Here is a 13,848-nt window from a genome sequence, read left to right as displayed (position 1 = left end):
CCCCTGCCCCGGACTCTGTTGCCGGTGCAGGGGCCCTGCCAGAACGCCGTGCAGGTCAGCGGCTCACGGCCGGGTACGCCGCCGGGCGCCGCCGCGCCGGGAACGCCGGCGGGCGGTGCCACCCTCGGCGCCCTCCTCGTCCCCGTCACCGATGGCGTCCGGGTCGTCCGCGGCGGCCAGCCGGGCCGAGTCGCCCTGCTGGCTGTCCGCCACCGCCGGGGCGGCCGCCGTGTCCGCCTCGTACCGGGACAGGTCGTAGCCCTGGGTGTCGTAGTAGTCGTCCGTGCTGTCGACCACCTCGACGACGGCCTTCTCCGGCGCGGCCGGGGAGGGCTGCTCCGCAGCCTCGGCGGCGGGCTTCTCCGCCGCGCCCTTGCGGCCCCGGCGCCGGCCCTTCTCCTCGGTGGCGGGGCTGGTGACGGCCGAGGCCACGGCCTTGACCTTCTCCCCCGCGCCGCCGCGCGGCTTCTCCGGCACCGGCTCGGTGTGGATGATGACGCCCCGGCCCTTGCAGCACTCACAGGTCTCGCTGAACGCCTCCAGCAGGCCCGCACCGATCCGCTTGCGGGTCATCTGCACCAGGCCGAGCGAGGTGATCTCGGTGACCTGGTGCTTGGTGCGGTCCCGGCCGAGGCACTCGGTGAGCCGGCGCAGCACCAGCTCCCGGTTCGACTCCAGCACCATGTCGATGAAGTCGATCACCACGATGCCGCCGAGGTCGCGCAGCCGGAGCTGGCGCACGATCTCCTCGGCCGCCTCCAGGTTGTTCCGGGTGACCGTTTCCTCCAGGTTGCCCCCGGAGCCGGTGTACTTGCCGGTGTTGACGTCGATGACGGTCATCGCCTCGGTGCGGTCGATCACCAGCGAGCCGCCGGAGGGCAGGAACACCTTCCGGTCCAGCCCCTTCAGGATCTGCTCGTCGATCCGGTACTCGGCGAAGACGTCGGTGGTGCCGGCGTGCCGGCGCAGCCGGGCCACCAGGTCCGGCGAGACGTGCGACAGGTAGGACTCGACCAGGTCGTACGCCGACTCCCCCTCGATGACCAGCTCGCGGAAGTCCTCGTTGAACAGGTCCCGGACCACCCGGATGACCAGGTCGGGCTCCTCGTAGAGCAGCACCGGGGCGCCACCCTCGGCCGCCTTGGCCTGGATCTCCTCCCACTGCGCCTGGAGCCGCTTGACGTCCCGGGCCAGCTCGTCCTCGCTGGCGCCCTCGGCGGCCGTCCGGACGATCACGCCGGCGCCGTCCGGCACCAGCTTCTTGAGGATGTCCCGCAGCCGCTTGCGCTCGGTGTCCGGCAGCTTGCGGCTGATGCCGGAGGCGTTGCCGTTCGGCACGTAGACCAGGTGCCGGCCGGAGAGCGCGATGTGGCTGGTCAGCCGGGCGCCCTTGTGCCCGATCGGGTCCTTGGTGACCTGCACCAGCACCGAGTCGCCGGACCGGAGGGCCTGCTCGATCGAGCGGGCCCGGCCCTCCAGGCCGGTGGTGTCCCAGTTGACCTCACCGGCGTAGAGCACGGCGTTGCGGCCGCGCCCGATGTCGACGAAGGCCGCCTCCATGCTGGGCAGGACGTTCTGCACCTTGCCCAGGTAGACGTTGCCGGCCATGGTGCCGGACGAGTTTCGGGTCACGTAGTGCTCGACCAGCACGCCGTCCTCGAGGACCGCGATCTGGGTGCGGTCGCCCCGCTGGCGGACGGCCATCACCCGGTCGACCGCCTCCCGGCGGGCCAGGAACTCCGACTCGCTGAGGATCGGCGGGCGGGTACGCCGCTGCTCGCGGCCGTCCCGGCGACGCTGCCGCTTGGCCTCCAGCCGGGTCGAGCCGGAGACGCCCTGCACCTCGTCGACGGCCTTGCGCGGCTCGCGGATCTTGACGACGGTCGGGACGCCGTCCTCGGCGGCGGTCTCCGCCTCGCCCGCGCCACGGCGGCGGCGCCGACGGCGGCGACGGGTCATCCCCTCGCCCTCGGCCTCCTCCTCGTCCTCGCTCTCCTCGGCCTCGGCCTCGGCGGACTCGGCCCGGACGGCCTCCTCGGCCTCCTCGTCCTCGGCCTCCTCGACGCCCCGGCCGCGGCCCCGGCCCCGGCGGCCCCGACGACGACGACGGCGGTTGGCCGCCTCGTCCTCGTCCTCCTCCGCCTCGGCGACCTCCTCGGCCTCGGCGGTCGGCTCCTCCTCGGCCTCGACCTCCACCGGCTCGACCTCGCGGCGGCCGCGGCGGCGGCGCCGGCCGGTCTCCGCCGGCTCCTCGACCGGCTCCTCGGCGACCGGGTAGGTGACCCGGACGACCGGGGCCTCCTCGGGCTGCGGGGGCATGAACAGGACGGTGGGCGCGGAGAGCGCCGCGCGGCGCCGCCGGCCGGTCGGCGCAGGCTCCTCGGCCGGCTCCTCGGCGGGACCCGGGACCGCGGCGCCGGGCGACACCTCACCGGTACGGTCCTCCGGACCCCCGGCCCGGGCCAGGACGGACTCGTCGGCGCGCCGGTCGTCGGGGGTCGGCTCGTCCTCGGCGTCCTCGCCGACCGCGTCCTCGTCCTCGTCCTCCGGCGCACCCTCGGCGGAGGCCGGGGACTCCGGGGCGGCGGGCGGCTCGGGAGCGGCGGGCGGCTCGGTGTCGGCCTGCGGCTCGGCGACCGCGTGGGGCTCGACCGCCGGGCCGGCGGCCTCGACGGGCGCCTCCCCCGCGGCGGCCTCGACCGGCGGGGTGCTCTTGCGGCGGCGGGTGCGGGTCACCTTGACCGGCGGCACCACCTCGTCCGAGGCAGCCTCCACGCCGGCCGCGGCCACCGGCTCCTCGACCGCCTTGGCGGGGGTCGCCTTGCGCCGCCGCCGGGTCTTCGGCGCGGCCTCCAACTCCCCGGCGATCGGGGCGAACACCTCGGCCTGCGGCGACTCACCGCTCCCGGTCGCCGCGGTCGACGCCTCGGCCGGCGCGTCGGTCTGCTCCGGCTGGTTCAGCGGGGCAGCCTTGCGCCGGCTGGCCCGCTTGCGGGCCGGCGGCTTGACCTCGGCGGTGCTGTCGGTGCTGCTGGTGGCGGTTGCCTCGGCCGGCTCCGCGCCGGTCCGTTCGCCGCCCTCGGGCTCGTTCTCGAGCATGGACGTTCTCCAGTTCTGGCTGCCCCGGGCGCGGGTGAGCGCTGCCACGCAGGGTCGCCGCAAAAGGTGTTTCCGCCGGGCGCGCAGGTGCGCGACCGCCGAAGTCTGCCTGCCAGAACGCTGACCGTCGGTCAGCGCTCTCCGATGGCTGCCCCGTCGCGATCCGCGTCCAACGGATCGACGATCTCGCCCTGCGCGGTCAGCGTGCCCTGCGCCAGCCGGATCACCCTCGGGGAGACCGGCGGCTCCAGGTCGGCCACCACGCGGAGGCCGGAAAGGACGTCATCGGGTCGTACGGAGGGGGTGACCTGCCGCACGACCAGTTCGAGTATCGCACACGGTACGGCCGTCGCCCCGGAAGGCGTCTCGGACGGCGGCAGCGCATCGATCGCCATGACGGCGGCGCGGGCGTCGAACGTGCGCCGCCCCTGCTTGGTCATCCGCTCGACCTGGATCTCCTCGGCGGCGGTGAACGCGCTCACGGCGCGCTCCAGCACGGCCGGGTCGACCTCGGGCAGCTCGATCCGCCAGCGGGAGGCCTCGATCCGGTCGGCCAGGCTGCCGCCGGTGGCCTCCACGGCGTCCAGCACGTCCAGCCCGGGCGACAGGGCGGCGTCCAGGGCCGCCCGCAGCTGCGCCGGGTCGACCGGCTCGCGCAGGCCGATCTCCAGGTACTCGGCCTCGCTGGCCACACCGGTCGGCGCGGCGGAGGCGTACGAGATCTTCGGGTGCGGGGTGAAACCCTGGGAGAAGGCGATCGGTACGCCGGCCCGGCGCAGCGCGCGCTCGAAGGCCCGGGCGAAGTCCCGGTGCGAGGTGAACCGCAGCGGTCCACGCTTGGCGTACCGGATCCGGACCCGCTGGACGACCGGCGCCTGGCCGCCCTCGGGTTGAGGCTTTCTGGCGATCGTGAGCTCCTCGGCTGTGCCGTCGTGTCGGTCCCATCCTGGCGCAGCGGCCGGCACGGCCCGCAGCCGGGGCGGCGGAAACGGCCGTACGAACCGGTCGGAACCGGTCGGCGAGGGATGTCCGCCCCACCCGGAGACGACGGTGGCCGGCCGGCGACGCACAGGTCGCCCGGCCGGCCACGACGGTTCAGGACCGGTTGCCGCCCGGTGGCGGGTACGTCCCCGGCGGCGGCGGAACGTGGCCGGGCGGCGGGGCGTAGGGACTCGCGCCCGGCGGGACCGGGCCGCCCGGCGCGCCCGGCGGGGCGTGGTAGCCGGCCGGGACCGGTGGGGTGCCGTAGCCACCCCCGGCGCCCTGGTCGAGCAGGTGGTCCGGCACGGCGGCCGCCCGGGCCGCCTCCCGCCGGTAGCGGCGCCGGTTCCAGATCAGGAAGACCACCAGCGCCACCAGCACCAGCAGCACCACGGCGATGCCGATGCCGATGACCATGACCTGCTGGTCGGAGGGGCCGCCCCGGTCGCCGTACTTCGTCACGTCGAAGTCGTCGTCCTCGCCCGCCTGCGGCGGGGCCGCGCTGGGCGGGGCCGCCTCCAGCAGCGGGTTCGTGGAGACCGCCGGCACCCTGGCGGTCAGCGCCGCCACCGGGTCGATCCGGCCGAAGCCGAACTGCGGGTCGCGGCCGGGCGGGCCGGCGTCCCGGGCCGTGCGGATGATCCGGTTGATCACGTTGGGCGCGGACAGGTCCGGGTATTTCGACCGGATCAGCGCCGCGATGCCGGAGACGATGGCGGTCGCGTCGGAGGTGCCGTCACCCCAGCCGTAGCCATGGTCCCGGCCGGCGTTGTAGATGCTGTCGGCCGGCGCGGCCACCACGGCCTCGGGCCCCTGGGTCGAGCCGGACCAGAAGCGCCCGCCCCGGGTGGTGCCGGTCACCGCGATCACCCCGGGGACGTTGGCCGGGCTGATCACCTCGCTGTGACCCTTGGCGGTGTTGCCGGCGCCGGCCACCACGACCACGTCGCGGTCGAGGGCGTACCGGATCGCCGCCTCCTCGTCGGCGGACGCCACGCCCATGCTGCCGTAGGACAGGTTGATCACCTTGGCGCCGCCGTCGACGGCCATCCGGATGCCCTGGGCCGACGCCGCCTCGCTGGTGTCCCCATCGCCCGGCTTCGTCTTGATCGGCAGGATCCGCGCGCCGGGCGCGATGCCGGTCACCCCGTCCGAGCCGGCGTTCTTCGCCGCGATGATGCCGGCCATGTGGGTGCCGTGACCCTCCACGTCGGAGCGTCCGTCCCCGGGGGCGCCGTAGCTGCGGCCGCCCGGAAGCACCTGGCCGGTCAGTTCCGGGTGGGTGGCGTCGACACCGCTGTCCACCACGGCGACGGTCACGCCGCGCCCGGTGGACAGCTCGTGCACCTGGTCGATCCGCAGCTCGTCCAGGTACCACTGCTCGGCCCGCCGCGGCGCGGCCGCCGCCGGTTGGGCGGCCCCCAGCACCATGAGCCCGGCCACCAGGCCGGCCGCGACCGGGCGCAGCGCGCCCACGTGCAACCTCATCCGTCCGTCCTCAGCGCAGGATGCCCGGGGACGCGGCGTCACCGCTGCCCCACGGATCGTCGTCCTCAGTCAACCACGACGAGTGCTCGCTGCCGGCGCCGCCGTGCCCGGCGCCGCCGTGCCCGCCCATCATGCCGCCGCCCATCATGCCGGCGCCGCCGCGCAGGCCGCCCGCGCCCGCACCGGCGCCGGCCGCGTTGCGCAGCGCGCTCGCCGCGCTGGTCATCGGCGGCACCTTGCCGTTGCCGCCACCGACCATGCCGGGGATGCCGCCCATGCCGATCCCGCCGGCCGCGCCCACACCGCCGCCACCGATGCCGCCGGCCGAGCCGAGACCGGCGCCGCCGCCCCCGAAGCCGCCACCCGCGCCGCCGAGCCCCGCGGAGCCGCCACCGAGACCGCCGGTGCCGCCGTAGCCACCGCCCATGCCGCTCGGCCCGCCGGCGCCGGCGAGGCCGCTGCCGTAGTCGTGGTCGCCGGTGCCGACACCCGGGTAGCCGGCGCCGGTCGACGGCGGGGTGTAGGTGCCGGCGCCGCCGCCGCTCCCGCCGCCGAAGTCGGGGCCGCCGGTGGTGGGCGGGGGGGTCAGCGATCCGCCACCGCCCGAGAAGGAGCCCCCACCGCCACCGACGCCGGTGCTGCCGAGGCCCGGCGCGCCGCCACCGTAGCCGCCGCCCGCACCCCCGGCGCCGACGCCGCCGCCACCGCCGCCCGGCAGGCCGGACGGCGGCTTGCGGTCGTCGGGTCGGTAGTCGTCGATGCTGCCCCTCGGGGTCGGTACGACCAGCTTGGGGCGCTCGGTCTCCACGGCGGCGGGCAGCGGCGACATGGCCGAGTTGGCCGCCTGCTGGTTGTCCCGGTACCAGTTGTCCAGGTGGGACTTCGTGTCCCACCAGCCGCCGCGCTTGTTGTCGTCGGCGTTGCCGTCGACCTTCATGGTCGCCTCGAGGTCGTCGGCCTTGTCACGGAACGCGCCGTCGGCGTACGAGGCCGGGTTGCTCTGGTAGTCCTTGCGCAGCGCGGCCAGGAAGCCCGAGGAGCTCTCGCCGTCGCGCGCGTCGTCGAGCTCGGTGCCGTTGGGCAGGCTCCACTCGTTCCAGCCGAAGTCGTCCATGAGCGGGATCGGGATGCTCGCCACCGACTTGCGGATGTCACCCTCGATCCGCGACAGCGCACCGCTGACGTTGCTGGCGTGGGTGATGAGGTCCTCGATCTCCTTGCCGATGTCGCCCAGGTGCTCGCGGTACGCGTCACCGCCGCTGCCCTTCCAGCCGCTGAGCAGGCCGGGCAGGCCGCCGCTGTGCGGGCGTTCCTGGCCGGGCGCGATCGGGCCGACGAAGGACCGCCCGACGAGCGCGTCGCGCAGGTAGCCCAGGCCGGTGGAGAGGTTGCTCCACCCCACCCCGACCGAGCCGACCGTCTCCGGGTCCGCCGACAGCGTCACCTCGCGGACGCACCGCTCCCAGGTTCCTCCAGCCATGACCTTCTCCCCCTCAGGCCGTGTACGGGTAGGTGGGCTGCTCGCCCGTCGCCGGCGGCGGGGCGGCGGACTCCAGCATCCGCTCGATCTCCTTGCCGTTGGCCGCGTTGCGGGCCTCGGTGTCGCGGAACGCCTTGGCGATGTCCTCGGTGCCCTGCTTGAGGGTGGCGAGCTTGGTGGAGAGCGCCTTGAGGTGGGCCTCCATGTTCGCCGTCGACCTCGTCAGCGCCTGCCACTGCATGCGCGCGTCCTCGTACGCGCCGAACGGCGTGCCGTTGGGCACCGTCTGCGCGTTGTTGCTGTCGCCCTTCATCCGCTCCTTGATGCGTTCCATCTCGTAGCTGATGGTGTCGTCGACATACTGCTTGAGGCGCTCGACGTAGTCCGCCGCGGCGTCCAGGTCCTCGACGCTGACGTGCAGATCGCCGGTGTCCGGCGGCCTGATGTCACCCATGCTGCTGCCCTCCCCGCTGCCGGCACACGGCCGGTCCAATACGGACGCAGCGTATCGAGAGACCGCCAGTCGGGGCACCCCCACCCCGCGTGACGGGACATCGACGGGCGCGAGGTCCCGGAATGTGACGGAGCGCGGAACCCCCGTGGGGATTCCGCGCTCCGGTGTGGTCGGCGGTGCTACTGCTGGGCGCCGGTCGGCAGCTTCAGCCCGCTGACCGGGGTCAGCGGCAGCAGCTTCCGGCCGGTCGGGCCGATCTGGATCTCGGTGTCCATGGACGGGCAGACGCCGCAGTCGAAGCAGGGCGTCCAGCGGCAGTCGTCCTGCTCGTACTCGGCGAGCGAGTCCTGCCAGTCCTGCCAGAGCCAGTCCTTGTCCAGGCCCGAGTCCAGGTGGTCCCAGGGCAGGACCTCCAGCTCGTCACGCTCGCGGGTGGTGAACCAGTCGAGGTCCACCCCGAACGACGGGAGCACCTCGGCCGCCGCGTCCACCCAGCGCTGGTAGGAGAAGTGCTCGCTCCAGCCGTCGAACCGGCCGCCGTTCTCCCAGACCCGGCGGATCACCGCGCCGACCCGGCGGTCGCCCCGGGACAGCAGGCCCTCGATCAGCGACGGCTCGCCGTCGTGGTAGCGGAAGCCGATGGCCCGGCCCAGCGAGCGGTCGCTGTTGATCGCCTGCTTGAGCAGCCTCAGCCGGCCGTCGATGACCTCCGGGCGCTCCATGGCGGCCCACTGGAACGGGGTGTGCGGCTTCGGCACGAAGCCACCGATCGAGACGGTGCAGCGGATGTCCTTGGACCCGGTCGCCGCCCGGCCGGCCCGGATGACCTCGTGGGCCATGTCCGCGATCTCGAGGACGTCCTCGTCGGTCTCGGTGGGCAGGCCACACATGAAGTAGAGCTTCACCTGCCGCCAGCCGTTGGTGTACGCCGTCACGACGGTGCGGATCAGGTCTTCCTTCGACACCATCTTGTTGATGACCTTGCGGATCCGCTCCGACCCGCCCTCGGGGGCGAAGGTCAGGCCGGTCCGCCGGCCGTTGCGCGACAGCTCCTGCGCCAGGTCGATGTTGAAGGCGTCCACCCGGGTCGACGGCAGCGAGAGCGACACGTTGGTGCCCGCGTACTGCTCGGCGAGGCCGGAGCACATGTCGCCGATCTCCGAGTGGTCGGCCGACGACAGCGACAGCAGGCCCACCTCGTGGAAGCCGGAGAACTCCAGCCCCTGCTGCACCATCTGGCCGACCGTGGTGATCGAGCGCTCCCGCACCGGACGAGTGATCATGCCGGCCTGGCAGAACCGGCAGCCCCGGGTGCAGCCGCGGAAGATCTCCACCGCGTACCGCTCGTGGACCGTCTCGGCCAGCGGCACGAGGGGCTTCTTCGGGTACGGCCAGGCGTCCAGGTCCATGGTCGTGCGCTTGTGCACCCGGAACGGCACGTCGGGGCGGTTCGGCACGACCCGCTGGATCCGGCCGTCGGGCAGGTAGTCCACGTCGTAGAAGCGCGGCACGTAGATGCTCTCGGTGCGGGCCAGCCGCAGCAGCAGCTCGTCCCGGCCGCCCGGGCAGCCCTCGGCCTTCCAGTCCCGGACGATCGCGGTGATCTCCAGCACCGCCTCCTCGCCGTCGCCGAGCACGGCGGCGTCGACGAAGTCGGCGATCGGCTCCGGGTTGAACGCGGCGTGACCGCCGGCCACGATCACCGGGTCGGCCTCGGTGCGGTCGGCCGCGAGCAGCGGGATGCCGGCCAGGTCGATCGCGGTGAGCAGGTTGGTGTAGCCCAGCTCGGTGGAGAAGGAGACGCCGAACACGTCGAAGTCGCGCACCGCACGGTGGGCGTCGACGGTGAACTGCGGCACGCCGTGGGCGCGCATCAGCTTCTCCAGGTCCGGCCAGACCGCGTAGGTCCGCTCGGCGAGCACGTCGGGCAGCTCGTTGAGCACCTCGTAGAGGATCTGCACGCCCTGGTTGGGCAGACCCACCTCGTACGCGTCGGGATACATCAGCGCCCAGCGCACGGTCGCCGCGTCCCAGTCCTTGACCACGGCGCCCAACTCGCCACCCACGTACTGGATGGGCTTGGTCACCTGGGGAAGCAGCGGCTCCAGCCGCGGCCAGACCGAATTGGCCGCGACCGGGCGCGGCGTCGTCGACGGGGCACTCATGATGCCCAAGGGTACGCGGTCCCCCGCCACTCCCACCCCCACCTGCACCCCCGCCGGGTTGATCAAGAAGTTTGCGCCGGGATCCGGGCCGATCCCGACGCAGACATCTTGATCGACGAGCGGGCGGGCGGGACCGGGCCCACCTGGGTGGTGTCGGCGGATTCGTCGGGGGTGGCGGGGCGGTACTAACCTCGCTACGGGCGCGAGAGGAGATTGCCGCGATGTCGCAGCCGCAGCCGGGGGCGGACCGGCCGGCCGACGGGGGCACGCCGGCCACCGGCCGGAACGGGGATCCGGTGGTCGCCGGGCCACCCGCCGACGGTCCGTCGCAGGCCGACGCCGCGCTCCCGAGCACGACGGAGGCGGCGTCCGCGCCGGAGTCCGCGCCGCTGGAGTCCGCCACGCCGGACGCCGAGGCCGGGAGCGCCGCACCCGACCCGCAGCCGGCCCCACGGACCGAGGCCGCCCGGGAGGGCGAGCCCACCCCGCAGATCGAGGCCGCGCAGGCGGAGGCCACGCCGCAGGGCGAGCCCACCCCGCAGGCCGCGGAGGCCGGGCAGCCGGAACCTGCCGTGCAGGCCGACCCCGACGGACAGGCCGACGAGGCGGCACCGACAACCGGAGCCGAGCCGGCCCCGGAGGCTCAACCCGACGCCCAGGCCGCGCCGGGGGCCGACGCCGACACCGCCGAACAGGCCCGGCCCGCGGACCCCGACCCCACCCCGATCTCGCCGGCCCCTGCCCGCGGTTCCGCCGCCGTGCCCGGCCCGGCCCGCGCCGCCGGCTCCGCCAGGGTCACGCCCCGCCCCGACGCCACCCGCGTGGAGCGACACCCCGACCCCACGAAGGTCGAGGACGCCGGGAGCCGCACCCGCGTCGAGACCCCGCCCGCGCCGCGCTGGAGCGGTTCCGCCGCGGTCCCGCCCCCACCGCCGCGCAAGCGCGCCTGGGGCGAGTCGGCCGAACCCACCCCGGTGCCGCCGGTCGACTCGCCGGAGCACCAGGTCCCGGTCGACCCGTGGGCAGGCGTGGACACGACCGGTTGGGACCTGCACTCCGCCGACTTCCCGGCGCTGCCGCCGACGCTGCCCTACACGTCGCCGTACCCGGTGCCGCAGCCGCCGCCGGCGCACGTCCCGCACCACCCCGCCCCGCCGGTGGCCGCCGCGCCGCCGGTCAACCCGCCGCCGGTCAGCCCGAACCCGGCCCGGCCGGTCTCGCCGCCCGCGCCGCCGAAGCAGCGCCGGGGGAAGAAGAACCCGCCGCCGGTGACCGCGCCGCCGGGTTGGGGGCCACCCAAGGGGTACGTGGCCGTGCCGGTCCGCCGCCGGCGCCGCTGGCCCTGGGTGCTGCTGCTCAGCGTCGCCTGCTGCTGCGGCGTGCCGCTCTGGTGGGCCCAGCCGCTCTCCGCCCAGTACCCGGCGACGGCGAGCATGCCCGACCAGCTCGGCTCGCTGCGGCTGCGCCAGGACGAGGGCAGCCAGGCCGCCGCCGCGGAGCTGAAGCAGCAGGTACGCCAGGCGCACCTGCTCGCCGAGGACACCTTCGCCGGCATCTACACGACGGGCGACGGCAAGCGGGTGACCCTGTTCGGCGGGACGGGGTTCCGGTTGAGCCCGGAGTCGGACGCGCAGGCCGAGCTGGACCGCCTCACCGACCGGTACGCGCTCAAGCCGTCGGTGCCGGTGGAGACCGGGGTCCGGGGCCGGTACGAGCGCTGTGCCGTGGGCCGGTCCGACGGCGACACGGTGGTGGTGTGCACCTCGGTCGACCACGGCAGCCTGGCCACCGGCGTCTTCACCCGACTGTCCGTGGAGGACAGCGGCCGACTGCTGGACGACCTGCGCCGACAGGTGGTGACCCCCCAGCAGTCCTGAGTGATCGTCACCGTTCGCAACGTATCGAACACGTAAAGGTTCCGCCTTCCTCCCGGGCCGGATCGGTCCTAGGGGTGACAATCAGGACATGTCGCGGCGTTGGCTCTTCGCTGACCAGCTGGGGCCGCACTTCCTCGACGAGCGGAAGCAGCCGGTTCTCCTCATCGAGTCCAAGGCGGTCTTCCGGCGGCGGGTCTACCACCGGCAGAAGGCCCACCTGATCCTCTCCGCGCTCCGGCACCGCGCCGCCGAGCTGGGCGACCATGCGATCTTCCTGCGCGGCGAGACGTACGGGCAGGCGCTCAGGCAGGTCCGCGAGCCGCTGGAGGTGTGCCACCCCACCTCGCGGCGGGCGCTGGAGTTCGTCCGGAACCTGGACGGGGTGACCGTGCTGCCGGCGCGCGGCTACGTGACGAGCATGGCCGACTTCGCCGACTGGGCCGACGGCCGGCGCGGCGCGCTGCGGATGGAGGCGTTCTACCGGTTCGCCCGGGAGCACCACGGGGTGCTGCTGGACGGCCGCGAGCCGGCCGGCGGCCGGTGGAGCTTCGACGCCGAGAACCGCGAGCCGCCACCGAAGGACGGCCGGCTCGGCGTCCCGGCCCCGCCGATGCCGAAGGAGGACGACATCGACGCGGAGGTCCGGGCCGACCTGGACCGCTGGGCGCGGGAGGGCATCCGGTTCGCCGGGCGGGACGGGCCGCGCCGCTTCCCGGCCACCGTCGGCGAGGCCCGGTCCCGGCTGCGGCACTTCCTCCGGCACCGGCTCGCCGCGTTCGGCCGGTACGAGGAGGCCATGCTCTCCACCGACCCGTGGCTGGCGCACAGCGTGCTGTCGTCCTCGTTCAACCTGGGCCTGCTGGACCCGGTGGAGGCGGTCCGGGGCGCCGAGGGGGCGTACCGGCGGCAGGAGGCGCCGCTGGCGGCGGTGGAGGGCTTCGTCCGGCAGGTGCTGGGCTGGCGGGACTACATCTGGCACACCTACTGGTACTTCGAGCAGGGCTGGCGGGACAGCAACGCGCTGGGTGCCCGCGGGTCCCTGCCGGAGTGGTGGCGCGACCTGGACACCGAGGCGGTCGAGGCGCGCTGCCTCGCCGACGTGCTCACCGGCGTCCGCGACCGGGGCTGGGTGCACCACGTCCCGCGGCTCATGGTGCTCGGCAACTACGCCCTCCAGCGCGGCTGGCGCCCGTCCGAGCTGGTCGAGTGGTTCCACACCCGCTTCGTGGACGGCTACGACTGGGTGATGACCGGCAACGTGGTCGGCATGAGCCAGTACGCCGACCTGGGCCGGATGACCACGAAGCCGTACGTGGCCGGCGGCTCGTACATCAACCGGATGAGCGACTACTGCGGCGGCTGCCGCTACGACCCGCGCCAGCGGCTCGGCGCGGACGCCTGCCCCTTCACCGCCGGCTACTGGGCATTCCTGGCCGGCAACCGCGGCCGGATCCCGGCCAACGCCCGGATGGCGCGGGCCATGAAGCAGCTCGCGCTCCTCGGTGACCTGGACGCGGTGGTCGCCCAGGAGCGGCGGCGCGGCAACGACCCGCCGTGACGCCTCAGGCGGACGGGTCGGCCGTGGGCTCGGCGCGCTTGGGGGCGTAGCGCGGCACGTACTCCTGGCCCGTGAGCTTCTGGATCTCGGCCATCATCTCGTCGGTCATCTCCCGCAGCGACGTGCGGTCGTCCGACCGGCCGGTGAAGTCCAGCGGCTTGCCGAACCGGATGGTGATCTGCGCCCGGCCCGGCCGGGGCACCCGCGTGCCGATGGGCTGCGCCTTGTCGGTGCCCGTCACGCCCACCGGGATGATCGGCACGCCGGCCGCCACCGCCAGCCGGGCCGCCCCGGTGCGCCCCCGGTAGAGCCGGCCGTCCGGCGAGCGCGTGCCCTCCGGGTAGACGGCCACCAGGTCGCCGGCCTTGAGCACCGGGATGGCGGCGTCGAACGCGGACAGCGCCGCCCGCCCGCCGGCCCGCTCGACCGGGATGGCGCCCAGCCCGGTCAGCACGAACTTGGAGAAGGCGCCCTTCACGCCGGTGCCCTTGAAATACTCCGACTTGGCCCAGAAGGCCAGGTGCCGGGGCACCACGGTGCCGAGCAGCAGCTCGTCGGCGACGGAGAGATGGTTGCCCGCGAAGATCGCGCCGCCGGTCGCCGGGATGTGCTCCAACCCCTCCACGTGCGGACGGAAGGCCAACCGCAGCGTGGGCGCCACGGTGAGCTTGCCGATGGTGTAGAGCAGGGGCACGGGTCCTCCGGCGGTCGTACGTGAACAGGCGCTGTCACGGTAGCGGACGGGT

General features: G+C 74.5%; 9 protein-coding genes. 2 read left to right on the top strand and 7 right to left on the bottom strand.

The genetic code is table 11. From position 1 onward, the window contains the following. Positions 1-63: 63 nt before the first annotated feature. The 6 genes from GA0070214_RS29955 to GA0070214_RS29930 form a co-directional block, all read right to left on the bottom strand. Positions 64-3,099, bottom strand: coding sequence for an Rne/Rng family ribonuclease (locus GA0070214_RS29955; protein WP_091269885.1), 3,036 nt, complete (start codon positions 3,097-3,099; stop codon positions 64-66). A 131-nt stretch (positions 3,100-3,230) separates the two neighbouring features. Continuing rightward, complete coding sequence (locus GA0070214_RS29950; RefSeq protein ID WP_091269960.1) at positions 3,231-3,950, bottom strand: TIGR03936 family radical SAM-associated protein; 720 nt, start codon at positions 3,948-3,950, stop codon at positions 3,231-3,233. Between the two features lie 244 nt (positions 3,951-4,194). Further along, entirely contained in the window at positions 4,195-5,568 is a 1,374-nt protein-coding gene (gene mycP / locus GA0070214_RS29945; RefSeq protein ID WP_091269884.1) for a type VII secretion-associated serine protease mycosin, read from the bottom strand. A gap of 10 nt (positions 5,569-5,578) precedes the next feature. Then, a complete protein-coding gene (locus GA0070214_RS29940) occupies positions 5,579-7,048 on the bottom strand; it encodes a hypothetical protein (RefSeq protein WP_091269883.1) in 1,470 nt (489 codons plus the stop codon). Between the two features lie 13 nt (positions 7,049-7,061). Continuing rightward, positions 7,062-7,502 (bottom strand): hypothetical protein, encoded by a 441-nt coding sequence (locus tag GA0070214_RS29935; RefSeq protein ID WP_091269882.1) that lies wholly within the window; start codon positions 7,500-7,502, stop codon positions 7,062-7,064. A 179-nt stretch (positions 7,503-7,681) separates the two neighbouring features. Then, positions 7,682-9,667 carry a TIGR03960 family B12-binding radical SAM protein gene (locus GA0070214_RS29930; RefSeq protein ID WP_091269959.1) on the bottom strand — a complete coding sequence of 662 codons (1,986 nt, stop codon included), beginning with the start codon at positions 9,665-9,667 and terminating at the stop codon, positions 7,682-7,684. A gap of 221 nt (positions 9,668-9,888) precedes the next feature. Here GA0070214_RS29930 and GA0070214_RS32675 point away from each other — a divergent pair, with 221 nt between their 5' ends. Further along, on the top strand, positions 9,889-11,544 hold the full coding sequence (locus GA0070214_RS32675) for a hypothetical protein (protein WP_091269881.1): 1,656 nt from the start codon (positions 9,889-9,891) through the stop codon (positions 11,542-11,544). A gap of 88 nt (positions 11,545-11,632) precedes the next feature. Next, positions 11,633-13,102 (top strand): cryptochrome/photolyase family protein, encoded by a 1,470-nt coding sequence (locus tag GA0070214_RS29920; RefSeq protein ID WP_091269880.1) that lies wholly within the window; start codon positions 11,633-11,635, stop codon positions 13,100-13,102. Between the two features lie 4 nt (positions 13,103-13,106). Here the strand turns inward: GA0070214_RS29920 and GA0070214_RS29915 are convergent, their stop codons facing one another. Then, complete coding sequence (locus GA0070214_RS29915) at positions 13,107-13,796, bottom strand: lysophospholipid acyltransferase family protein (protein ID WP_091269879.1); 690 nt, start codon at positions 13,794-13,796, stop codon at positions 13,107-13,109. Positions 13,797-13,848: the final 52 nt, after the last annotated feature.

The sequence above is a fragment of the Micromonospora chaiyaphumensis genome, from assembly GCF_900091435.1.
In the GTDB taxonomy this organism is placed as follows: Bacteria; Actinomycetota; Actinomycetes; order Mycobacteriales; family Micromonosporaceae; genus Micromonospora; species Micromonospora chaiyaphumensis.
Note: the sequence above shows the minus strand (reverse complement) of the source record. Positions and strands in the feature narration are given on the sequence as shown.

Bases quoted from the DNA above. Each gene is read 5' to 3' on its own strand.
- GA0070214_RS29935 (WP_091269882.1), bottom strand. From the start codon at position 7,502: ATGGGTGACATCAGGCCGCCGGACACCGGCGATCTGCACGTCAGCGTC.
- mycP (WP_091269884.1), bottom strand. From the start codon at position 5,568: ATGAGGTTGCACGTGGGCGCGCTGCGCCCGGTCGCGGCCGGCCTGGTG.
- GA0070214_RS29920 (WP_091269880.1), top strand. From the start codon at position 11,633: ATGTCGCGGCGTTGGCTCTTCGCTGACCAGCTGGGGCCGCACTTCCTC.
- GA0070214_RS29930 (WP_091269959.1), bottom strand. From the start codon at position 9,667: ATGAGTGCCCCGTCGACGACGCCGCGCCCGGTCGCGGCCAATTCGGTC.
- GA0070214_RS32675 (WP_091269881.1), top strand. From the start codon at position 9,889: ATGTCGCAGCCGCAGCCGGGGGCGGACCGGCCGGCCGACGGGGGCACG.
- GA0070214_RS29955 (WP_091269885.1), bottom strand. From the start codon at position 3,099: ATGCTCGAGAACGAGCCCGAGGGCGGCGAACGGACCGGCGCGGAGCCG.
- GA0070214_RS29940 (WP_091269883.1), bottom strand. From the start codon at position 7,048: ATGGCTGGAGGAACCTGGGAGCGGTGCGTCCGCGAGGTGACGCTGTCG.